Origin of the sequence: Octadecabacter temperatus (genome assembly GCF_001187845.1) — a bacterium.
GTDB classification, from domain to species: domain Bacteria; phylum Pseudomonadota; class Alphaproteobacteria; order Rhodobacterales; family Rhodobacteraceae; genus Octadecabacter; species Octadecabacter temperatus.
This window is the reverse complement of sequence record NZ_CP012160.1, coordinates 346,237-368,689: the sequence shown is the minus strand read 5'-3', so window position 1 is coordinate 368,689 and position 22,453 is coordinate 346,237. Positions and strand designations below refer to the sequence as shown.

General features: G+C 54.6%; 24 protein-coding genes and 1 tRNA gene. 5 read left to right on the top strand and 20 right to left on the bottom strand.

Annotated elements, in window-relative coordinates; translation table 11 throughout:
* Nucleotides 1–59: 59 nt before the first annotated feature.
* Genes OSB_RS01990 through OSB_RS01975 form a run of 4 tightly spaced genes read left to right on the top strand, consistent with a single transcriptional unit; the run spans nucleotide 60 to nucleotide 3,548 of the window.
* On the top strand, nucleotides 60–977 hold the full coding sequence (locus OSB_RS01990; RefSeq protein WP_049833406.1) for a metal ABC transporter substrate-binding protein: 918 nt from the start codon (nucleotides 60–62) through the stop codon (nucleotides 975–977).
* Nucleotides 974–1,870 (top strand): manganese/iron ABC transporter ATP-binding protein, encoded by an 897-nt coding sequence (locus OSB_RS01985; RefSeq protein ID WP_049833405.1) that lies wholly within the window; start codon nucleotides 974–976, stop codon nucleotides 1,868–1,870. The genes OSB_RS01990 and OSB_RS01985 overlap by 4 nt, the downstream gene beginning before the upstream one ends.
* Nucleotides 1,867–2,718: a metal ABC transporter permease gene (locus OSB_RS01980; protein WP_049833404.1), complete on the top strand. Its 852-nt coding sequence runs from the start codon at nucleotides 1,867–1,869 to the stop codon at nucleotides 2,716–2,718. The genes OSB_RS01985 and OSB_RS01980 overlap by 4 nt, the downstream gene beginning before the upstream one ends.
* The gene (locus OSB_RS01975; RefSeq protein WP_049833403.1) at nucleotides 2,715–3,548 is read left to right on the top strand and encodes a metal ABC transporter permease; all 834 of its coding nucleotides are present in this window, start codon (nucleotides 2,715–2,717) and stop codon (nucleotides 3,546–3,548) included. The genes OSB_RS01980 and OSB_RS01975 overlap by 4 nt, the downstream gene beginning before the upstream one ends.
* Before the next feature lie 18 nt (nucleotides 3,549–3,566).
* Here the strand turns inward: OSB_RS01975 and ccoS are convergent, their stop codons facing one another.
* The 9 genes from ccoS to fnrL form a co-directional block, all read right to left on the bottom strand.
* On the bottom strand, nucleotides 3,567–3,707 hold the full coding sequence (gene ccoS / locus OSB_RS01970; protein ID WP_049833402.1) for a cbb3-type cytochrome oxidase assembly protein CcoS: 141 nt from the start codon (nucleotides 3,705–3,707) through the stop codon (nucleotides 3,567–3,569).
* Nucleotides 3,704–5,821, bottom strand: a complete 2,118-nt coding sequence (locus OSB_RS01965; protein WP_049833401.1) for a heavy metal translocating P-type ATPase — start codon at nucleotides 5,819–5,821, stop codon at nucleotides 3,704–3,706. The genes ccoS and OSB_RS01965 overlap by 4 nt, the downstream gene beginning before the upstream one ends.
* The gene (locus OSB_RS01960; protein WP_049833400.1) at nucleotides 5,818–6,267 is read right to left on the bottom strand and encodes a FixH family protein; all 450 of its coding nucleotides are present in this window, start codon (nucleotides 6,265–6,267) and stop codon (nucleotides 5,818–5,820) included. The genes OSB_RS01965 and OSB_RS01960 overlap by 4 nt, the downstream gene beginning before the upstream one ends.
* The gene (gene ccoG, locus OSB_RS01955) at nucleotides 6,267–7,673 is read right to left on the bottom strand and encodes a cytochrome c oxidase accessory protein CcoG (RefSeq protein WP_049833399.1); all 1,407 of its coding nucleotides are present in this window, start codon (nucleotides 7,671–7,673) and stop codon (nucleotides 6,267–6,269) included. The genes OSB_RS01960 and ccoG overlap by 1 nt, the downstream gene beginning before the upstream one ends.
* Nucleotides 7,674–7,841: 168 nt before the next feature.
* On the bottom strand, nucleotides 7,842–8,705 hold the full coding sequence (ccoP, locus tag OSB_RS01950; RefSeq protein ID WP_049833398.1) for a cytochrome-c oxidase, cbb3-type subunit III: 864 nt from the start codon (nucleotides 8,703–8,705) through the stop codon (nucleotides 7,842–7,844).
* Entirely contained in the window at nucleotides 8,698–8,931 is a 234-nt protein-coding gene (locus tag OSB_RS01945) for a CcoQ/FixQ family Cbb3-type cytochrome c oxidase assembly chaperone (RefSeq protein WP_049833397.1), read from the bottom strand. The genes ccoP and OSB_RS01945 overlap by 8 nt, the downstream gene beginning before the upstream one ends.
* Before the next feature lie 9 nt (nucleotides 8,932–8,940).
* The gene (gene ccoO, locus OSB_RS01940; protein ID WP_049833396.1) at nucleotides 8,941–9,666 is read right to left on the bottom strand and encodes a cytochrome-c oxidase, cbb3-type subunit II; all 726 of its coding nucleotides are present in this window, start codon (nucleotides 9,664–9,666) and stop codon (nucleotides 8,941–8,943) included.
* Nucleotides 9,667–9,677: 11 nt separating this feature from the next.
* Complete coding sequence (ccoN, locus tag OSB_RS01935; protein ID WP_049833395.1) at nucleotides 9,678–11,294, bottom strand: cytochrome-c oxidase, cbb3-type subunit I; 1,617 nt, start codon at nucleotides 11,292–11,294, stop codon at nucleotides 9,678–9,680.
* A gap of 119 nt (nucleotides 11,295–11,413) precedes the next feature.
* A complete protein-coding gene (gene fnrL / locus OSB_RS01930) occupies nucleotides 11,414–12,163 on the bottom strand; it encodes a transcriptional regulator FnrL (protein WP_049833394.1) in 750 nt (249 codons plus the stop codon).
* 54 nt (nucleotides 12,164–12,217) lie between these two features.
* On the opposite strand from fnrL, the gene hemN reads away from it, so the two are divergent.
* Complete coding sequence (gene hemN, locus OSB_RS01925; RefSeq protein WP_049833393.1) at nucleotides 12,218–13,573, top strand: oxygen-independent coproporphyrinogen III oxidase; 1,356 nt, start codon at nucleotides 12,218–12,220, stop codon at nucleotides 13,571–13,573.
* 64 nt (nucleotides 13,574–13,637) lie between these two features.
* Here hemN and OSB_RS01920 read toward each other — a convergent pair whose 3' ends face one another.
* From OSB_RS01920 to murA, 11 genes are all read right to left on the bottom strand, one after another.
* Nucleotides 13,638–15,827, bottom strand: coding sequence for an NADP-dependent isocitrate dehydrogenase (locus OSB_RS01920; protein WP_049833392.1), 2,190 nt, complete (start codon nucleotides 15,825–15,827; stop codon nucleotides 13,638–13,640).
* Nucleotides 15,828–16,017: 190 nt separating this feature from the next.
* Nucleotides 16,018–16,092, bottom strand: a tRNA-Phe gene (locus tag OSB_RS01915).
* 97 nt (nucleotides 16,093–16,189) lie between these two features.
* Nucleotides 16,190–16,387 (bottom strand): DNA gyrase inhibitor YacG, encoded by a 198-nt coding sequence (locus tag OSB_RS01910; RefSeq protein WP_049833391.1) that lies wholly within the window; start codon nucleotides 16,385–16,387, stop codon nucleotides 16,190–16,192.
* Nucleotides 16,387–17,415 carry a ribonuclease E/G gene (locus tag OSB_RS01905; RefSeq protein ID WP_049833390.1) on the bottom strand — a complete coding sequence of 343 codons (1,029 nt, stop codon included), beginning with the start codon at nucleotides 17,413–17,415 and terminating at the stop codon, nucleotides 16,387–16,389. The genes OSB_RS01910 and OSB_RS01905 overlap by 1 nt, the downstream gene beginning before the upstream one ends.
* A complete protein-coding gene (locus OSB_RS01900) occupies nucleotides 17,412–17,981 on the bottom strand; it encodes a Maf family protein (RefSeq protein WP_049833389.1) in 570 nt (189 codons plus the stop codon). The genes OSB_RS01905 and OSB_RS01900 overlap by 4 nt, the downstream gene beginning before the upstream one ends.
* 6 nt (nucleotides 17,982–17,987) lie before the next feature.
* On the bottom strand, nucleotides 17,988–18,206 hold the full coding sequence (infA, locus tag OSB_RS01895; protein ID WP_008186030.1) for a translation initiation factor IF-1: 219 nt from the start codon (nucleotides 18,204–18,206) through the stop codon (nucleotides 17,988–17,990).
* A 121-nt stretch (nucleotides 18,207–18,327) separates the two neighbouring features.
* Complete coding sequence (locus OSB_RS01890; RefSeq protein WP_412457884.1) at nucleotides 18,328–18,786, bottom strand: arsenate-mycothiol transferase ArsC; 459 nt, start codon at nucleotides 18,784–18,786, stop codon at nucleotides 18,328–18,330.
* Nucleotides 18,787–18,788: 2 nt separating this feature from the next.
* The gene (locus tag OSB_RS01885) at nucleotides 18,789–19,268 is read right to left on the bottom strand and encodes a UPF0262 family protein (RefSeq protein WP_049833387.1); all 480 of its coding nucleotides are present in this window, start codon (nucleotides 19,266–19,268) and stop codon (nucleotides 18,789–18,791) included.
* A gap of 4 nt (nucleotides 19,269–19,272) precedes the next feature.
* Nucleotides 19,273–20,577, bottom strand: a complete 1,305-nt coding sequence (gene hisD / locus OSB_RS01880; RefSeq protein ID WP_049833386.1) for a histidinol dehydrogenase — start codon at nucleotides 20,575–20,577, stop codon at nucleotides 19,273–19,275.
* A gap of 127 nt (nucleotides 20,578–20,704) precedes the next feature.
* Nucleotides 20,705–21,181: a DUF2948 family protein gene (locus OSB_RS01875; RefSeq protein WP_049833385.1), complete on the bottom strand. Its 477-nt coding sequence runs from the start codon at nucleotides 21,179–21,181 to the stop codon at nucleotides 20,705–20,707.
* Nucleotides 21,178–22,449, bottom strand: coding sequence for a UDP-N-acetylglucosamine 1-carboxyvinyltransferase (gene murA / locus OSB_RS01870; RefSeq protein WP_049833384.1), 1,272 nt, complete (start codon nucleotides 22,447–22,449; stop codon nucleotides 21,178–21,180). The genes OSB_RS01875 and murA overlap by 4 nt, the downstream gene beginning before the upstream one ends.
* Nucleotides 22,450–22,453 lie beyond the last annotated feature (4 nt).

Sequence of the window (22,453 nt, the reverse complement as noted above, 5' to 3'; positions counted from 1 at the left end):
ACATTGACTTCCCGTCCGCAGCGCCCATAACTCAGTGGAAATCCATTGGAGTCCCAAGCATGTCGACACGTTCCATCATTATTACTGCGGTTCTTATTTTGGGCTTGGTCGCTGCCGTCATCTTCGGACGCTCAGCACTTAATCCAGCCGCGGAAAACGCCGAATTCAAAGTGGTTACGACCTTCACGGTTATCGCCGACATGGCCCGCAACGTTGCTGGAGATGCTGCCACAGTTGAATCCATCACCCGCGCTGGCGCGGAAATTCACGGATACCAACCAACGCCCCGCGACCTTGTTCGTGCTTCTGGCGCGGACTTGATCCTTTGGAACGGCATGAACCTTGAGCTGTGGTTCGAACAATTCATCGGCAACATCGACGAAGTCCCCTCTGCGACGATTTCTGAAGGGATCGAGACAATGTCGATTGCGGCGGGTAGCTACGAGGGCCTGCCGAACCCCCACGCGTGGATGAGCCTTGATAACGCGCTGGTCTATATCGACAATATTCAGGCTGCCATGTCCGATCATGACCCAGACAATGCAGAAATCTACGCTGCAAACGCGACGGCCTATAAGGCCGAGATTACAGCCGCAATTGCGCCCCTGCGCGAACAGATCCTGTCCGTTCCCGAAAGCGAACGCTGGCTGGTGACCTGCGAAGGGGCGTTCAGCTACCTCGCGCGCGATTTCGGATTGAAAGAAGCCTACCTGTGGCCGATGAACGCGGACCAAACAGGCACGCCGCAACAAGTGCGCAGCGTCATTGATACCGTTCGCGAAAACAACGTGCGTGCAGTGTTCTGTGAAAGCACCGTAAACACAGACCCTGCCGAACAGGTCGCCCGCGAAACTGGCGCAACCTACGGCGGTGTGCTGTATGTGGACTCGCTGTCGTTGGAAGATGGCCCTGTGCCGACCTACCTCGACCTGCTGCGCGTCACGACGGAAACGATCGTTGCGGGGCTGACTGAATGAATTTACCACCCCCAGCCGCGCACCAGACGTCAAAAAACCAAGCCGGGCTTTATGCCGATGGGCTGACCGTCACCTACCGCAATGGTGTGACTGCGTTGAAGGATGCGAGCTTCGCAATCCCACGCGGTACAATCGCGGCGTTGGTTGGGGTGAACGGTGCTGGGAAGTCGACACTTTTCAAAGCAATCATGGGATTCTTACCCGCCGCAGCCGGTGAAATCGGCGTGTTGGGGCAAACCGTTCAACAAGCCATCAAAGCCGGCATTGTCGCCTATGTTCCGCAGGCCGAAGAGGTCGATTGGTCTTTTCCGGTTCTCGTCGAAGATGTCGTGATGATGGGGCGCTACGGGCATATGGGAATGCTACGCCGCCCCAAGGCCGCCGACCATGAAGCCGTTGCAAATGCGTTGGAACGCGTCGGCATGACCGACTTTGCGGACCGCCAAATTGGAGAGCTTTCTGGCGGGCAGCGCAAGCGCGTCTTTCTTGCTCGCGCGCTTGCCCAAAACGGCCAAGTAATCCTTCTGGATGAACCTTTTACAGGCGTTGACGTGCAGACCGAAGAAGCCATCATCACCCTTCTGCGTGAGCTGCGCGACGAGGGTCGCGTCATGCTGGTTTCCACCCATAACCTTGGGTCGGTTCCCGAATTTTGCGACCAAACAGTGCTGGTCAAGGCGACCGTATTGAACTTTGGACCTACCGAAGAAGTCTTTACCAAAGACAATCTTGAGGCCGCGTTTGGGGGCGTGTTGCGCCACTTCGTTTTGGGTGGTGATGATCTGCACGACGATGATGACGAACGCAAAGTTACCATCCTTACGGACGATGAACGCCCGTTCGTTATTTACGACGACAAAACAAAAACCCGCCCAGAGCAGGACGGAAAATGACCTACTGGCTAGAACCCTTCACGTATACGTTCATGCTCAACGCGATGTTCGTGTCCGCGCTTGTCGGGGCCGTCTGCGCATTTTTGTCCTGCTATCTGATGCTGAAGGGATGGTCGCTGATCGGGGACGCGTTGTCCCATTCCATCGTTCCAGGCGTTGCCGGGGCGTATATGCTTGGCCTTCCCTTCGCGCTTGGTGCGTTTCTTTCTGGCGGTCTAGCTGCTTCAGCTATGTTGTTCCTCAACCAACGGACGGGGCTGAAGGAAGACGCCATCATTGGCCTAATCTTCACCAGTTTCTTCGGACTTGGCCTGTTCATGGTTTCCGTCTCCCCTGTCGCGGTCGACGTACAAACCATCATCCTCGGCAACATCCTCGCCATTACGCCATCCGACACGATCCAACTGGCGATCATCGGCATCGTCTGCCTCGCGGTGCTTTTGGTGAAATGGAAAGACCTTATGGTTGCGTTTTTCGATGAGAACCACGCGCGCTCAATCGGATTGCGCCCTGACCGTTTGCGGTTCATGTTCTTCGTCCTGCTTTCCGCAGCCTGCGTTGCCGCGCTACAAACAGTTGGGGCCTTCCTTGTCATCGCGATGGTCATCACACCGGGCGCGACAGCCTATTTGCTGACCGACCGCTTTCCACGACTGCTAGTCATCTCAGTTGCCATTGGATCTCTTTCAAGCTTCGTAGGCGCGTACATTTCCTACTTCCTGAACGGCGCGACGGGTGGCGTCATCATTTGCCTGCAAACGACGCTGTTCGTGCTGGCGTTTTTCTTCGCACCCAAGCACGGGCTTATTGCGAACCGTCGTCGCGCAGCGGAGGCGTTGAGGGCATGAGCGAACTCCTCCTCCCGTTTCAATTCCCTTTTATGCATGGCGCTTTTTACATCGCGCTTCTGATAGGCCCGCCGACGGCATTGCTCAGCTGTTTCCTCGTCCTCAAGGGCTGGTCGTTGATGGGGGACGCGGTTTCACACGCCGTTCTACCTGGCGTGGTTCTGGCCTACATCGTTGGCATTCCGTTGATCATCGGGGCGTTCATTGCCGGTATGGTCTGTTCTCTGCTTACCGGCTACCTCGACGCGAACAGCCGCGTTCGCCAAGACACTGTCATGGGCGTTGTGTTCTCTGGCATGTTTGGTTTTGGGCTGGTTTTGTACACAAAGATCGAGACCAATGTGCATTTGGACCACATCCTGTTCGGCAACATGCTGGGCGTCACCTCGGGAGATCTTTGGACCTCTGGGGTGATTGGCGTGATCGTTTGCGCTGCGCTGCTTATTGGCTGGAAAGACCTGTTGTTGCATGCATTTGATCCTGCCCAAGCACGTGCCATTGGACTGCCCACTAAGCTGCTCCATTACGGCCTGCTGACCATCCTATCGCTCACGATCGTCGCCACGCTAAAGGCTGTCGGCCTCATCCTCGCGATTGGCTTGCTGATTGCACCGGGGGCCATCGCATTTCTCATCACGCGGCAATTCAAGCACATGCTGATCATCGCCGTCGTCGTCTCAACGGCTTCACTGGTTATCGGTGTTTATCTGAGCTTCTTTATCGGTTCTGACCCTGGTCCGACTGTAATCCTAACGCTGACAGCGTTGTTCATCGCGGCTTTTGTTTACCGGACAATCCGCAACAAATCCCGCGAAGCGCAGAGCGTCTAATAAAAACGTTAACAGAACCTAATCATCATCCAGCAAGATACGGGCAGCGTTGCCTTTGTCGTCGTCGTACTGATCGGAACGTACAGTCCAAAGGAAGGCCGTAAGCCCGATTGCACCCAAAATCAGGGAAACGGGGATCAAAATCACAAGCACATTCATCGCACGAACCTCATCCTTTGGGAATTGAGCAACACGGTAATTGACGACACCGACATTGCAAGGGCCGCAGCCAATGGGGTCGCGAAGCCTGCCAAAGCAATTGGAACCGCGATCATGTTGTAGACAGCAGCGATGGCGAAGTTTTGGGTAGACAGCTTGCGGGTCGCTTTAGCGACGGCCAGCACCAGCGGCAGGTCTGCAAATGTCTCACGCAGAGCTACCACATCGGCAGCGTTGCGTGATGCTTCGAGTGCGGAAGACGGTGCGATCGAAGCATGCGCGGACGCCAGCGCGGCAGTGTCATTCAACCCATCACCAACCATCAAGACATTGTGCCCTTGATCGGCCAATGCATTAAGACGCATCAATTTGTCTTCTGGGCGTGCTTGATAGGTTACGGGAAGGGACAGTTGTTCTGCCAATTGGGTTGCAGGTTTCTTTGCATCGCCTGTGATAATCTCGCAAGGGAGGTTCAAACCTTCCAGCGCGTCTTCGACACCTTCCCGAACGTGATCTTGTGCTTCGATTTGAACGGCGTGTGCAGTTCCAACTTTGATACCCAATCCTGTAAAATCAGCACCTAACCATTCGCCTCGGCCAAGCCGTACAGGTTGGCCATCGAATTTGCCTTCAACACCCTGCCCTGCGATTTCTTCGATATCGACAAGTGAGGCTGGCAGAACGTCTGGCAGCCCAACAGTAAGCGCCTTTGACAACGGATGGTGCGATGACTGTGCGAGCGCTTTGGCAATAGATTTCTTAGCGTCACTAAGTCCATCAAGCCCGACGAGCGCGGGCGTGGTGAGCGTTCCGGTTTTATCGAACACGATGTGATCAACCTCGGCCAGACGCTCAAGCGCGGTGGTGTGCTTCACTAGGAAACCTGCGGAAAACAAACGGCTGACAGCAGCGGTTGAGACAGCCGGAACCGCAAGCCCAAGCGCACAGGGACATGTGATGATCAGAACTGCAATCGCAATGTTTAGAGCATGGCGAATATCGCCGGTTGCGAAGGCCCAACCAAGGAACGCGATGAATGAAAGCAGGTGAACGGCAGGCGCGTAAATTTGCGCCGCGCGATCAGCCAATGCGGTGTAGCTGTTGCGGCCATTCTCGGCAGTCTCAATCAGCGAGGCCATGCGGCGCAACGATGTGTCCTCACCCACGGCAGTCGCACGGATTTTGAATGGGCCGCTGAGGTTGATTTCACCAGCTTGCAATGCGTCTCCGCTTTGCACAGAAACAGCGGCACTTTCACCGGTCAAAAGTGCGCGATCCATCAACGCCTTTGGCGATGTCAGAACCCCATCAACTGGGACACGCGCGCCAGATGGGACCAGAATTGCATCCCCGATGTTGAGGCTCATGGTGCTAACGGTTTGGGTTCCGCTCGGTGTGATGCGTTCCGCGGTTTGGACTTCCAGCGCTGTCAGTTCCTTAGCCGCGGACCGTGCCGCAGAGCGAGTCTGGTGATCCATGTAACGGCCGATCAACAGGAAGAACGTAAGCGACAGCGCGGCGTCAAAATATGCGTGCACACCGCCGTTCAAGGTTTCAAACAGCGACATCCCAGCAGCCAGCAAAATCGCCAGCGAAATAGGAACGTCCATGTTCAGGCGTTTCACCCGCAGCGCGGACCACGCATTTTGAAAGAACGGCTGCCCGGAATAAGCGACGACAGGCAAAGCGATCATCGCCGAAATTAAATGGAACAGATCGCGGGTCGCGTCACTTGCGCCGGACCAAACCGCAACCGACAGCAACATGACGTTCATCATGGCAAAACCGGCGACCGCAAGTCGCACCAGCAACGTGCGCCCAATATCGTCACGCGCGGCAGTGAGCGCCTGAAGGTCCAGCGGATAGGCTTCAAAACCTAAATTCGCCAATTCCTTTTCGATTAGGCTCGGGTCAACGGAGCCCTCAACAGTCAACCGTTTCAAAGACAGGTTAACCCGTACCGAACGCACGCCAGAAACCTGACTTAACCCGCGTTCGATTTTGCCGATGCAGGCAGCGCAGTGAATTGTCGGCAGGGAATATTGCACGCCCGGTCCAGCTGCGACCTCTTCTGCGAGTGGAACCGCGGAGCAAGCTGGGCATGCAGAAATCATGACACGACCCGTACGATGATGCGTTGTTCAAACAGTGTGCCATCTGCGGAACGCGCTTTCAGACGCAGGTTCCAGTTGCCATCACCACCTTCAATTACTGCGCGCAGGGCATCACCATCGAAAACAAAGTCAGGAATTTGGTCCTGACCCACGTGGGTTGCACGGCCAAATGTAGCTTGCTCGATTTCGGGCGAGATTGGTGTCCCGTTCTCAAGGATCACCAAAGATAGGTTGTCGCCATCCAGTTCTGCGGTGACGTCCCAACCGAGGGCCTCTTGGGCAGCACGATTCTCGTCAAACACTTGACCAGCGACGTAGGAGTTTTTGACTTCCAAACCAGGGAATGTACGAACCGCTTGATACGCCAATGTGAGGTTTACGGCGATAATGATGCCGAATGCAGCGCCGAAGCCTGCAAGCACATGCCAGCCTTTGATCTCAGTCATTACTGAACCCTTCCGTTGAAGGTCGTAGATTGGCTGGCGCGAATGTCGGCGTCAACGTCTTCGACCCAAAGCCGCAGCGCGGTGGTGTCGGTAGATGAAGCAGGGTCTTGCGGTCTTGCCGTTACATAGACCCGTTGCAGGATGGTCGTATCAGCCGGAACAACCAAGTTGCGCTGGCCACCACGGCCCTCAAGCTCAATCCGTAAAATTTCATCACTGGTGAGGCTGATGTGGAAGACACGATCGTCCCCAGCTTTGTTGCGCAAGCGAACATCGTAAATGTTACGAACGGCACCGTCAGGTTGCAGAACATAGGTCGGGTTGCGCACGGGGCTGACAGTCAGCTCAATATCAGAGCGAACAAACAGCGCATAAAGAAGCGCAAGGCCGATCGCCGACCAGATTGCGGTGTAGATAATTGTGCGTGGGCGCAAAATCTTTTTCAGAAGTGGCGCAGGTGGCTCGCCTGCGCGTTCAGCAGGTTCATCAGACAAGGCGATGTAGTCAATCAAGCCACGCGGCTTGCCGATTTTGTCCATGACATCGTCACAGGCATCAATGCATAACGCGCAAGTGATGCATTCCATCTGCTGCCCATCGCGGATGTCGATACCCATTGGGCAAACGTTCACACAGGCCATGCAATCGATACAATCGCCCGACTTGTTTTCGTGCTTCTTGCCGCGCTCCTCACCGCGCCATTCGCGGTAGGCCACAGTAATCGTATCCGGGTCCATCATGGCGGCCTGAATGCGCGGCCAAGGACACATATAGATACACACTTGCTCTCGCATGAAGCCACCGAACACGAATGTCGTGGCCGTCAAAGCGGCAATCGTCATGTAAGCCGCAGGGTGTGCGGTGAAGTTCAACAGGTTTACGAGAAGCGTTGGTGCGTCAGTGAAGTAGAACACCCAAGCCCCGCCAGTGGCGATGGCGATCAGCAGCCAAGTAAACCACTTCGTCAGGCGCAGGCGCCATTTACGGACATCCCATTTTCCACGGTAAAGACGCACACGTGCGTTTCGATCGCCTTCGATCCAACGTTCAACGAGAATGAAAAGATCGGTCCAAACAGTTTGCGGGCAAGTATAGCCACACCAAACGCGACCAAGGGCCGAGGTAAATAGAAACAGCCCCAAGCCTGCCATAATGAGGAGGCCCGCGACGAAATAGAATTCATGCGGCCAAATTTCGATCCAGAAGAAGTAAAAACGGCGGCTCGCCATATCAACCAGAACCGCTTGGTCAGGAAGATTTGGCCCACGATCCCAACGGATCCATGGTGTGAGGTAATAAATCCCCAATGTGACGGCCATGATCACCCATTTCAGGTTCCGAAACTTTCCGGAGACCCGACGCGGGAAGATCGGTTCTTGTGGGGCGTAAAGTGGGCGGTCTGACATTTACTGATTCCTGTGGCGACACCAGTTTAGTACCGCCGCATACGAACGGCGGCTTTGATCTGCATCAACCAACGCCAACGCCAAAAAAAATTCACTCGAAAGCTTTCGAATGAGATAAGCCACCCAACCTTCGCAGATTGGATGGCCTATATTCAGATAAAGCGCTGGCTACTCGCCGCCACCAAGGGCGTGAACGTAAACAGACACGGCACGGACATCGACATCGCTCAGACGTTGGCCCCATGCAGGCATCACACCGAAGCGTGCGTTGGTTACAGTCTCAGCGAGGGTGTCGCGATCACCGCCGTAAAGCCAAATCGCATCGGCGAGGTTTGGTGCACCAAGCATTTGGTCACCAAGGCCTTCGTCGCCGTGACATGCTGCGCAGTTGTCCAAGAACAATTCGGAACCAACTTGCGCAAGATCCGTGTCAAACTCGGTCGACGACAGGCTTGCGACAAACTCGACAACCGCTTCGATTTCTTCTTCTGCGAAAATATCACCGTAAGCAGGCATCTCGGAATAACGCGCATCAAGATCCGTGTCATTGCGAACACCGTGCGTAATCGTTGCAGAGATGTTTTCGATATCCCCACCCCAGAGCCAATCGTTGTCCAATAGGTTCGGATATCCGACAGCGCCAGCAGCACCAGAACCATGACACTGGCTACATTGCGCGCGGAAGACCGACCCACCACGTGCCACCGCGTAACGATGCAAGTCACTGGACGGCGGAAGGGTCGTAAGATCGGCCGCAACCAACTCAGCAACAAGCGCTTCGTTTTTTGCTTCGTGATCAACGATATCAGCGGCAACTTGCCCACGGGTTGAAAACCCCAACATGCCCTGCGTCGCGCCTGAAATCATCGGCCATGCAGGGTAGGCAATCGTGTAACACATTGCCCAAACGATGCAGGCATAAAGCGTCCAGAGCCACCAACGTGGCAGCGGGTTGTTCAGCTCTTCGATACCGTCCCAGCTATGGCCAGTTGTCTCAACGCCGGTTTCGTCGTCAATTTTGCGTTCAGACATTATCAAGCCCTTTCAATTGGATACTCTTTTTCTCGTCGGCACTCAGGTCGTCTGCGCCGTTTGCCTTTGGTCCATTCTCATTGCGAAACGGAATGAGGCTTGCGTCCTCGCGCGCGTTTTTTTGGCTCGGCAAGAAAGCCCAAGCGGCAGCTCCAAGGAAGAAGCCGAACATTGCCAGCAAGACCCAGCTGTCCGCGAGTTCACGCATAAAGGTGTAGGTTTCCATGCTCTCCCCCTATCGGCTTGCGTCTGGAGTGAAGGTTGAGAAGTCGACCATGGTGCCCAAGACCTGCAAGTAGGCGATCAATGCGTCCATTTCGGTCAATTCCGGTTGGCCGTCAAAGTTGGACACAGCCGCACCTGGATAGCGTTCAAGAAGGCCATCCCAATCGCCGAACGGGTCAACCTGAACCATAAAGTCCGCGCTGGCTTGCTCAATATCCTCGTCAGAGTACGGAACTCCGACAAAACGGTGCGTTCTCAGCAATGCTTCAATGTGCTCACCCTCGATCTCAGTGTTCAAGAGGAAGCCGTATTTCGGCATGATGCTTTCTGGAACAACGGACTGAGGATCCACAAGGTGGTCTACATGCCAAGCATCCGAGTAACGCTGACCGACACGCGCCAAGTCAGGTCCGGTACGTTTGGACCCCCACTGGAACGGATGGTCGTACATGCTTTCGGCCGCCAGTGAGTAGTGACCGTAACGCTCAACTTCGTCGCGCATCGGGCGGATCATCTGGCTGTGGCAAACATAGCAACCTTCGCGCACGTAGATGTCGCGGCCTGTCAGCTCAAGCGGGGTGTACGGGCGAACGCCCTCTACTTCCTCGATTGTGTTTTCAAGCCAGAACAAAGGTGCAATTTCAACAATGCCCCCGATGGTGACCACGACAAGTGAGAATGCGAAAAGCAATGTCGGGCTTTTTTCGAGGATGGCGTGTTTTTCTAAGATACCCATTTGTCGGCTCCTTATTCAGCCGGAACGGCGTTAGATTTGGCGGATGGGAGGGAAACCGTTGCCGGTTTCGCCCCACGAATTGTCATCCACATGTTCCAGCACATAATCAGCGCACCAGAGAGGAACATTACGCCACCCAGACCGCGGACCACATACATCGGAAACTTAGCCGATACGGTGTCTGCGAAGGAGTTGACGAGGAAGCCTTGGTCATCGACCTCGCGCCACATCAAACCTTCCATGATACCAGTGACCCACATGCTTGAGGCGTAAAGAACGATGCCCAGTGTCGCGAGCCAGAAGTGCCAGTTGATTGCGGACATCGAATACATCTTTTCACGGCCCCAAAGTTTTGGTGTCAGGAAGTAGATTGCGCCGAATGTGATCATGCCGTTCCAGCCAAGTGCGCCGGAGTGTACGTGACCAATAGTCCAGTCGGTGTAGTGGCTCAGCGAGTTCACTGCACGGATCGACATCATCGGGCCCTCGAATGTGGACATGCCGTAGAAACCAAGGGACAGAACGAACATCCGCATGATTGGATCGGTGCGCAACTTGTCCCACGCGCCTTGCAGCGTCATCAGACCGTTGATCATACCACCCCAGCTCGGCATCCAAAGGACGATGGAGAACACCATACCAAGCGTAGACGCCCAATCAGGCAACGCGGTGTAGTGCAAGTGGTGTGGACCAGCCCAGATATAAAGGAAGATCAGCGCCCAGAAGTGGATGATCGACAGTTTGTAGGAATAAACCGGACGGCCAGCCTGCTTTGGCACGAAGTAGTACATCATGCCAAGGAAGCCCGCAGTCAGGAAGAAACCAACGGCGTTATGGCCGTACCACCACTGGGTCATTGCGTCTTGCACGCCAGAGAAGACCTGCACAGATTTGCTACCCCAGATGGACACCGGAATGGATAGGTTGTTGACCAAGTGCAGCATCGCCACGGTAATGATGAAGCTCAGGAAGAACCAGTTGGCCACATAGATATGCTTTTCGCGGCGCTTCACGATCGTGCCGAGGTAGACGGCAAGGTAGGTTACCCAAACGATGGTCAGCCAGATATCAACGTACCACTCAGGCTCTGCGTATTCTTTAGATTGCGTGGCACCCATCAGGTAGCCAGTTGCGGCCAACACGATGAACAACTGGTAACCCCAGAAGACGAACCATGCTGTGTTACCACCCCAAAGACGAACAGCGCTTGTGCGCTGAACGACGTAGAAGGACGTCGCGATCAAGGCGTTACCACCAAACGCAAAAATCACCGCACTGGTGTGCAGCGGGCGTAGGCGGCCAAAGTTGCCGAAACCCTGAAGAAATTCGAAGTTCAGTGCGGGAAACGCCAGCTGGAAGGCAATAAATGTACCGACCAAGAACCCTGCGATGCCCCAAAATGCCGTCGCGATAACGCCAGCCCGGATGACCCCGTCAAAATAGACCGCCGAGGGACTGTCAACTTTTGGTGGTTCATCAGTGCGCCGAAGCACCCAGATAAACATACCGGCTGCCACAAGCATAATCAGCAGCGCATGAACCTGATAAGCCAAGTCATGGGCCCAGTTCGTCGCGATAGCGGCAAAGAGCGTGACAAGGCCGAGAATAACGAGCTTCAAATAGTTCATAGAGAATCCCTAACAACGAATTAGAGGCAAAATGCCCCCGATGGTTAGGGTCTTTTAGAACGTGCTTACTTAAGTGCTCTTTGATCTAAATCAAGCAAACGTGAAAATGGCTAGATGCGTTAATAAACGACGCCGCCATCTGCATCGTCGCCCGTCTCTTCTTGCAGGGCGGCCATGTCTTCTACGGTAAAGTGCTTTCTATCCGTGAAACCAATAACGCCGTCTTTCTTAAGCGCGCTAAACTGGCGGCTTACCGTTTCTAACGTCAGGCCAAGGTAGTTTGCGATCTGATCGCGCGTCATATGAAGGTCGATGACATCGCTGCTTCCGTCCAGTCCATGGCTTGAGCGCCGCGCGAGCATTTCAATAAAGGTCGCGATCTTTTCTCGGGCAGTTTTGCGGCCCAGCAACAACATCCAGTCACGTGCCGCATCAAGCTCGTCCAAAGCCAATTCCATTAGGCGCTGGGCAATGTGGGGCGTTTCGTTAACCAATTTCTCAAACCGCGCGCGATCAAAACAGCACAGCGTCACATCAACAGTTGCAGTAACATCAAAATCGATCTGCTCTCTGCCCGGACGGCCAATGAAATCCGATGGGAGCAACAAGCCAACCATTTGGGTACGCCCGTCTTCCATCGTTTTGGATAGGGTCGCAACGCCGGAAACTACGGACGCAACAAACTCAAGAGGTTCGCCACGCCACAAGATAACGTCACCCGCCGCAAAACTCCGGTAGGTTTTCATGCTTTCAAGAAGCAGAAGCTCATCATCATCACAACGCGCACAAACAGCCCGATGCCGGATCGGGCATTGGCTACATTTGATCGGCGCGACCAACGGAATGTTCATTTTCTTAGGTAAGCTCATGATTCTTTGATCTGTATCAAGGCAAATTCGCCTTTTCACATCCTTAGTACGCTCATGAAAAACATTGATCAACTTCGCGCCCACGGACTATTTGACGCAAAGGTGCCGCGCTACACTAGCTACCCGCCTGCAAACCACTTCGAAAACGGCGTTGGTCACGACAAACAGGTAGATTGGCTGAGCGCCGTTTCCGGCGAAGAAGGCATATCCGTTTATATTCACATCCCGTTTTGCAAACGTTTGTGCTGGTTCTGCGCGTGTCGAACCCAAGGTACGAAAACGCTGCGCCCGGTTGATGCATACGTTGAATTTCTACGTTCGGAAATTCGCGCCGTACGTGCCGCCCTACCCAAGGGCGTAAGCATGGCGCGTCTTCATCTGGGTGGTGGGACACCAACAATCTTGTCGGTCAAAACGATGTCTTTGCTTCTAAGCGAGGTTTTTAGTGCTTTCACCAAAACAGATGACTTCGAATTTTCGGTCGAAGTCGATCCGACAGAAGCCTCAGATCAGTTGCTTGAGACACTCGTTAACTTCGGCCTCAATCGGGTTAGCCTTGGCGTGCAAGACTTTGCACCTGTTGTGCAGGACGCGATCGGGCGCTCGCAATCACTTGAACAAACCCACCATGTCATCGATTTCTTGCGTGCGCGTGGCGTGGCGGCCTTTAATCTCGATTTGCTTTACGGCCTGCCCCATCAGACGATGGAAAGCTTCAAGGAAACTTTGGACCACGTCATCGCAATGAAGCCTGATCGATTGGCTATTTACGGATATGCACATGTACCTTGGATGTCTAAACGTCAGGTATTAATAAAATCAGACGACCTGCCAGACAATGAAGTGCGCTTTGAACTCGCGATGCTGGCGCAGAAAACACTGGTCAATCAAGGGTATGATGCCATTGGGATCGATCACTTCGCCCTTCCCACCGACAAACTGGCAATCGCCCAGAACGAAGGCTGCGTACGTCGGAATTTTCAGGGCTACACGGACGATCAGTGCGAAACTTTGATCGGGTTTGGTGCTTCGGCGATCTCAAAGTTCAAACAGGGTTTTCTACAAAACGCAGTCGCGACCTCGGCCTATCAAGACCGGATCAACCAAAACCAAATGGCCGCCCATAAAGGGTATAAACTCACCGTCTGTGACGGGGTTATTTCCAAGGTTGTTGAAGACCTTTTATGTCGCTTCGCTTTGGACAACAGTGCCTTGAACGCTGAATTCCCAGAACAGGCCACGTTTATTCGCGCGATCAGCGTGATGCTCATGCAGCGCTATTCGGACGCGTTCCATATCAGCAAGAATGGTCTTCAAATGAACGGTTGGGCGAAGCCATTGGTGCGTATCATTGCCAATTCCGTTGATACGTTTTCCAGCACCGAAGTCGCGCATTCATCAGCCATCTAATTCGGAAACAAAAAAGGCCGCGCGTCCCGTAAGGAAGCACGGCCCTTTCTAGTTCATTCGCCCATTAGCCAATAATGCTGTTAAACGTCTTAGACGGGCGCATCACCGCGTCAGTTTTGGCAGCATCCGTTTTGTAATATCCACCCAATTCAACCGCTGGTCCTTGAACTACTGCAAGCTCGGCAAGGATTGCGGCCTCGTTGCCTGCAAGCGCTTCAGCAACTGGGGCAAAGTGTGCGGCAAGTGCTGCATCATCCGATTGCGCGGCCAATGCTTCTGCCCAGTAACGTGCGAACCAGTAGTGGCTATCGCGGTTGTCTGGTTCACCAACTTTACGGGATGGTGAACGACTGTGATCCAAAATGCCTTGGGTCGCAGTATCAACCGCTTGGCCCAGAACGCGGGCTTGCTCGTTGCCCTTTGCGTTTGCAAGGAACTGCAGGCTTTCACCCAACGCGCAGAATTCGCCAAGGCTGTCCCAACGCAGGTGGTTTTCTTCGACCAACTGCTGAACGTGCTTTGGTGCAGAACCACCAGCGCCAGTTTCAAACAAACCGCCACCGTTCATCAGCTTAACGATCGACAGCATCTTCGCTGACGTCGCCAATTCAAGGATCGGGAACAGGTCAGTCAGGTAGTCGCGCAGAACGTTGCCTGTGATCGCGATTGAGTTGTTACCCGCTGTGATCGTTTCAAAGGATGCGCGTGTCGCTTCGCGCGGTGCCATGATGGTGAACTTGTCTGCAACGCCTTTGGCCTCAAGGATCGGCGTAACATATTTGATAAGTTCAGCATCGTGCGCACGGTTCGCGTCGAGCCAGAAAATCGCTTCACAGCCTTCCGCCTTCTGGCGATCAATCGCAAGGTTCACCCAGTCTTCAATCGGTGCTTTGCGTGCAGACGCGGAACGCCAGATGTCGTTCGCTTCAACCTTATGCTCGTGCAGAACAGTTCCGTCATCAAGGATCATCTTAACGGTGCCGGCTTCTGGCATTTCAAACGTCGTCGGGTGCGAGCCGTACTCTTCCGCTTTTTGCGCCATCAGACCGATGTTCTGAACAGTGCCAGCAGTAGCCGGGTTCAGCTTGCCGTTTTCTTTGAAGAACTTGATCGTTTCATCATAAACGGGTGCGTATGAGTTGTCAGGAATGACGCAGTTGCTGTCACCTTCTTTGCCATCTGGGCCCCAACCCTTACCGCCAGCGCGGATAAGTGCAGGCATGGATGCATCGATAATGACGTCGGATGAAACGTGCAGGTTGGTGATGCCTTTGTCGGAATCAACCATGTACATCGGTGGGCGGGATGCCATGCAGGCATCGATATCAGCTTTGATCGCTGCATTGCCTTCAACACGTGCAAGCAAATCGCCGAGACCCGCGTTCGGGTTCACACCCAGATCAGCCAAGGCCGCGCCATGCTTTTCAAACACGGGCGCGAGGAAGGCTTTCACTGCGTGACCAAAGATGATCGGGTCAGAAACCTTCATCATCGTCGCCTTCATGTGCAACGAGAACAGCGTGCCTTCGGCTTTGGTTTCTTCGATCTGCTCGGCAAGAAACGCGTTCAGTGCTTTCGCGCTCATGAATGTTGCGTCAACCACCGTGCCAGCTGGGTAAGTGAGACCCTCTTTCAACACTGTCTCGCCTGATGCGGTTTCCAGAACGATCTTGGCAGTCGTTTCTTTAGCAAGTGTCGCAGACACCTCGTTTGAGAAGAAATCGTTGCCAGCCATAGAGGAGACTTTGGTTTTGCTGTCAGCCGCCCAGTCACCCATGCGGTGTGGGTTGTTTTGGGCGAAGCTTTTAACAGCCTTTGCAGCACGACGGTCAGAGTTACCTTCGCGAAGCACAGGGTTCACAGCGGAACCTTTCATGCCATCGTAGCGTGCCTGCACGTCTTTTTCTGCGTCAGTCGTTGGTGCGTCAGGGTAGTCAGGAACGTTAAATCCGTTTGCCTGAAGTTCCGCGATTGCCGCTTTCAACTGTGGAACAGATGCAGAGATGTTCGGCAGCTTGATGACGTTGGCTTCTGGTGTCTTAACCAAGCGGCCCAGCTCGGCCAGATCGTCGGCCTGAAACTGTTCTTTGGTCAGGTTCTCAGGGAAAGTCGCCAAAACGCGGCCTGCAAGGCTGATGTCTTTTGTTCCAACGGAAACGCCCGCAGCGGCTGCGAATTTCTGAATGATCGGCAGGAAAGATGCAGAGGCCAATTCAGGCGCTTCGTCCACCTTGGTGTAGATGATATCGGACATGGGATTCCCCTTTGGATTGGATTTGAGCGCTTCATAGCTGAACGTGTCGGAAAGGTCGACAGTATACCATCGCATACGGCGCAGGAGTGACAATTCGCCTCTACGACTGGAACGAGTGCCATCAACGCTCGAAAACGGCAGCCAACAAAGCCGCGCTCAAGCAAAAGGAAATACAATTCAGGAAAAGTAGTGGTGCCCAGGGGCGGAATCGAACCACCGACACGAGGATTTTCAATCCACTGCTCTACCCCTGAGCTACCCGGGCACGGAAAGGGGCGAACCCCTTGGGTGAGGGCGTTTTAGGCGGGGTGCAAGGGACTGTCCAGACCCTTCTTTCAAATCGATGAAATCACTTGGGTGAGTTAGGACGGGCGTGGCAATTCTGGATCTTGTTTCGCCTTCTCCAGCGCGTCTTCCAGCTCATCGATATCATCGGGATCATTGCTTGGAATCGCGTAGCCGCCACCGAGCCATTTTGCCAAATCAACATCCGCGCACCGCTTTGAGCAAAATGGGCGGAACGCTGGGTTCGTGTCTTTATCGCAGATCGGACACGCCATTAGACAAGCCCAAGTGGGGTTGGCAGTCGTTCACGTTTGCGCTGCAGTTCAAAGTGGCCAAGCGGCGTCCAACCGACGAGCGCGGTATCAATGGTGTCTTCACGAAACGCACCACGTAGGGTGGATTCGATTTGTTTACGGTGTGCTTTGGACATTGGCGCTAAATCAATCACGATCTGCCCACCAAGCCCGCGCAGGCGAAGCGCGCGTGGCAATGCCTTACAGGCAGCCAAGTTCGCCTTCAGCGTCGATGCTGGCGACGTGTCCCCACCCGTGTTCACGTCAACGGCGACAAGCGCGCGCGTAGGTTCGACGTACATAAACGCAGATGCTTCTAGGCTAACACGCGGGCTGGAAAGCGTTGCCATTTGATCCAGCACGCCTTGGTCTTCGAAACCACCAGTCTCAGTTACAATAGTCGCAGGCTCGACCCATTCACGCCATGCAAGGGCGTGCGGGCCATCGCCATCAGTCAGCGCCTCGGCGACACCGTCTTTATCAGCCATTATGGCGTTCGCCATAGCGTCCATTGCGGCAATGTCTTCAATGATGTCCTCATCGGACCCGCCTTCGCAGGACGAACGCAGGATCAGGCCGAAACCTTCGCTCACGCCTTCTTCATGGGCGCATGCCAAGACACGTTCGCGCACGTCGTCATCTTTGATGGACCGGCTGACATTGATGCCAAGCTTTCCGGGCGTCACGATGGCGTAGCGGGATTTGAACAGCACACGATCCGTCACGGGAATCGCTTTCCCGCCATCCGCATAGCCCGTGACTTGCACCAAAATCGCCTGCCCCGGTGCAAGACCTTTACCTTGACGCAAGAACGCCGTCTCACCCTCAGGTAGTTTCAGCATCATGCCGCCCTGCCCTTTTAGCGGACGATCACAAATCGCACGAAAAATCGCGCCGGGGCGCGGTGCTTCGTCGTCATCGATCATCAAGTCTTGGAGTTTTCCATCAACCAATAACGCGGCAGCCTCGCGGCCAGCGACGTGGTCCAGAACGATCATGCGTCCTTTCATTTCCAAATCTCCAATCCTGATGATTGCAATAGGTTCGCAGTTTCGGCCAACGGCAGCCCGACCACAGCGGAATAAGATCCGGCAATCCACGGAATGAACGCGCTGGCTGGCCCTTGGATTGCATAGCCACCTGCCTTGCCGCGCCAGTCATCCGTTGCGATGTAGCCCACAATTTCGGCGTCACTCAGCCGTTTCATCTTAACGTCTGTCACCACGTCTTTCACGCGCACGCCGTTCGGAGTCTTCACCGAAATCGCTGTGATCACCTTATGGCGTCGGCCAGACATAAGGCGCAGAAATACTTCCGCCTCTGCCGCATCAGCGGGCTTGCCTAGAATACGTCGCCCAACCGCAACTGTGGTGTCGGCACATAGCACGACTTCATCGTCCGCGCAGGTCGACGCTTCTGCCTTTTGGCGCGCCATACGCCGCACATAATCGCGCGGCTTTTCGGCGCCAATCGGGTCTTCGTTGATATCAGGTGCACGTACGTCATCTGGCGTCAGCCCAAGCTGCGCCAACAGCTCCAACCGCCGTGGGGAACCGGAGCCTAGAACCAACCTCATGGTCGATTATTTAAAGCGGTAGTTGATCCGACCCTTGGTCAAATCATACGGGGTCATTTCGACCTGTACTTTGTCGCCTGCCAGAACACGAATGCGGTTTTTCCGCATCTTGCCTGCCGTGTGCGCGATGATCGTATGGCCGTTTTCCAGCTCGACCAGGAATGTCGCGTTCGGCAAGAGTTCTTTTACGACGCCTGGAAATTCGAGCAGTTCTTCCTTGGCCATGTTCTCTCCATTAGAAACGTCCGCGATAATGCGGACAGCGGGTAAATGCGCCCTAAGCGGCGCAGTTTCAAGGGATAATCTATTAAAGCCGCCCAGTGGTGGCTGTTTTAACGCGCTAAAGTTAGCTTGCGGTCGTTCCTTGGCCGAAGCGTTCAATCAACTTTGCACGAATTTGATCTCGCGCTTGGCGGTAATAGACAAGACGGTCCTCGCGGCTTTCGCCCAGCCCAGTCGGGTCCATAATCGGCCAGTATTCGACTTCTAAATGGGAATGGCGGGTCAATTCCAGCGCGCGACGTTGGCTCGCGGGTGAAAGAGCAACAATCAGATCAAAGGAGGACAAGTCATCCCCCCATTGCTCCATCTCGTCGAAAGAACGGCTGCGATGACGCGACAACTCTATGCCCATCTCCTCGCAAACTGACACGGCAAAACCGTCGATATCCAAGTCAGACTTCACACCAGCGGATTGCAGATAAATATCTGTTCCATATAGCTTTTTCGACAACCCTTCTGCCATTGGCGACCGCACGGAATTGTGGTCACAACAAAACAGAATGGATTGTGGAAGCTCGCTCAAAATCAACCTCCGAAGTGCAAGACGCATATAAGGGTGAACAGGCGTCTCGCAGTATCGTAATCCACTTCGGCTTTGCCATCGAGACGTTCCTGCAAAATGCGCGCGCCTTCATCGTGGATGCCACGCCGCGCCATATCAATTGTCTCGATCTGGCTGGGTGCTGCGGTTTTCACGGCGTCAAAGTAGCTTTCGCAAATCTGGAAGTAATCTTTAACCACTTGGCGAAACGGCCCAAGCGACAGATGAAACTCGCCAGCAGCCTCGCCCTTTTCTGTCACAATTTCAAACACGAGCCGTTTTTGGCGAATCGACAGCCCAAGACGGTATGGGCCAACCGGAGGGGACTTTCCGTCACGATCCGGCAAAACAAACGAGTTGTCTTCCAGCAGATCGAACATTGCGACCCTGCGTTCCTGTTCAATCTCGGCGGTCGGCGGCGGCAGCGCGCTGTCGTCCAGATCAATATGAATAATCTTCGCCAAAACCTTAGTCCCTATTCAACTTATCAAGCCGCGCACGCACGCTCAGCCCATGTGCCTGCAAACTTTCCGAAATGGCAAGCCGTTCCGCAGCGGGACCAATCGCATTCAATGCCTCTGGCGTCATCCGCGCAAGCGTTGTTCGTTTCAAGAAATCCATCACCGAAAGCCCGCTTGAGAACCGAGCAGACCGCGCAGTCGGTAGAACGTGGTTCGGCCCACCAACGTAATCACCGATCGCTTCGGGCGTCCAAGCCCCAATGAAAATCGCCCCCGCATGGGTGACTTTCGCAGCCAAATCGTCGGCATCTTCAACGCAAAGTTCCAAGTGCTCAGGCGCGATTCTGTCTGATAAAACAACCGCTTCATCCATATTTTGAACCGTGATGATCGCCCCGAAATCACGCCAACTCGGGCCGGCAACAGCGCGGCGCTCCAACGTTTGCAGTCGCACTTCAACGGCGTCTGCCACGGCCAACCCGAATGCGGCGTCATCCGTGATCAAAATGGACTGTGCGCTTTCGTCATGTTCTGCCTGAGACAGCAAATCCAACGCGATCCAGTCGGGATCATTGTTCTTATCCGCGATCACCAAAATTTCAGACGGCCCCGCGATCATGTCGATCCCGACCTTGCCAAAAACGCGCCGTTTGGCCGCAGCCACGAATGCATTGCCCGGCCCCGTGATCTTATCAACTGGCGCAATCGTTTCTGTGCCATATGCCAACGCGGCCACCGCTTGCGCACCACCGATACGGTAAACTTCATCTACACCGGAAATACGCGCCGCCAGCAGGACAAGTGGGTTCACCGCACCGTCTGGCGTCGGAACAACCATCGCCAAGCGTCCCACACCGGCAACTTTCGCTGGAATCGCATTCATCAAAACAGAACTCGGATAGGTCGCAATCCCACCGGGAACATACAGCCCCGCCGCTGAAACCGCCGTCCAACGCCAGCCAAGCGACGCGCCCGCATCATCTTCCCAAAACTCATCCTGAGGCATTTGCCGCGCGTGGTACGCACGAATACGCTCCGCCGCGAGTTCGAGTGCTTCGCGATCTTCTGCACTGACCTGAGCGCAATATTCATCAATCTCAGCCGAAGAAAACCGCAACCCTGCTGCATCCAACTCAAGACGATCAAACTTAGCCGTTAGTTCCAGCACCGCCGCGTCCCCGCGCGCCCGAACATCTGCAATAATATCTGCGACGACGGCGTCCACATCAGGGCTATCTTCACGCTTCGCCCCAAGCAACGCCTGAAACGAGACCTCAAATCCATCATCCGTTGTGCTCAAAAACTGCGGCATAACTCAGTTATCCTATTTGCAAACATCTCTCGCTCAGCGGCTTTCATGTTTGTCTTTGTCTCATAAATATCCCAGGGGAGTCGCCTTGGCGACGGGGGCTGGCCCCCTCCCCGCTCGCGGCACGCGTTTACTCCGGATGTTCTGGTTTCGCTTTTGACGGTGCCACATAGGGCCTCGTCACATCTTTCAACACAACCTCAAGCGCTTCGACCTCAACACGGATGGCACCATCACCTGCCAAGGTCAGCATCACATGGCCACCACCATCTTCACCCGCCTCAAACGTCACAGCCAGTACTGACAAAATCATGTCGCTGTCACGTGCATCCACACCTTGGGTCTGCACACGCACAACGTCTTCAACTGCCAATACGGACTGCACCCGCTCGTATGCACGCTTGCGGGTCTCTGCGTGGCTTGCGTCTTCCCAGCGGAAACGGTTCAACAACAACCCGAAACGGCGCGCATTGCGGTCCCACTTCATTTCAGAACCCGGAAAAACCGCGTCCTGAATAAAGCCAGACAACACGCCCAGATCTTCGACGTCGAGCGCCTTTAGGCGTAGCGGCTTTTCCGCGCCTTCTTCGAAGGTTGCGTCACTCACCGTCCTGCGACCCGTTCAATGTCTGCGCCAACTTTGCCAAGCTTGCCCGCAACGTCCTCATACCCGCGATCAAGGTGGTAAACGCGGTTCACTTGCGTTTCACCTTCTGCACGAAGACCCGCCAAAATCAGGGACACAGACGCCCGAAGGTCAGTCGCCATAACAGGTGCACCCTTCATCTTATCAACGCCCGTTACCGTGGCCGTGCCGCCGTGTACTTCAATGTTTGCACCCATTCGTTCCAGCTCTGGCGCATGCATAAAGCGGTTCTCGAAAATCTTTTCTTCCAGCACGGACGTGCCTTCGGCAAAGCAAAGCATCGCCATCATCTGCGCCTGCAAATCTGTTGGGAACCCTGGAAATGGCTCAGTTGTCACATCCACTGCCTTCGGGCGATCACCCTTTAGCTTCACTTTCAGACCGGTCTTAGTTTCTTCCACGGACACGCCCGCCGCATCCAGCTTTTCACAAAACGCGCCAACCAATGACAGTTTGCCACCAAGGCACTCAACTTCACCACCCGCAATGACAGGGGCAAGCATGTAAGTACCAAGTTCAATGCGGTCTGTAACAACAGGGTGCGTCGCACCGTGCAGACGATCAACGCCTTGGATTGTGATGCTCGGTGTTCCGTCACCTTCAATCTGTGCGCCCATTTTGCGCAGGCAGTCCGCCAAATCGACGATCTCAGGCTCACGCGCGGCGTTGTTGATGACGGTCGTGCCTTTGGCCAGTGTCGCGGCCATCATGATGTTCTCGGTTGCACCAACTGAGGCGAATGGGAAATCAATCACAGCGCCTTTAAGCTTACCACCATCCGCTTTCGCGTGAAGGTAGCCGTCTTTCAAATCAATCTGAGCGCCCATCTTGGCCAGACCATCCGTGTGAATATCCATCGGACGCGCACCAATCGCGCAACCACCCGGAAGCGATACAATTGCATGGCCTTCACGCGCCAAAAGCGGCCCAAGCACAAGGTTGGACGCGCGCATCTTACGCACGATGTCGTAGTCCGCGGTGGTGTTGATCGAACCGTGACAAGACATGGTTTGAACCTTGCCGTCTTGCAGCGAAGAAATCTCTGCGCCCAAAGATTCCAGAAGCAACGTCATCGTTTTGATGTCGCTTAGGCGTGGGGTGTTCGTCAGCGTTAACGGTTCATCACTGAGCAACGTGGCTGGCATCAGTGTCAACGCCGCGTTCTTTGCGCCCGCGATTTCAATTTGCCCTGACAGCGACTTGCCGCCTCGTACTACGATGGAATCCATGCCT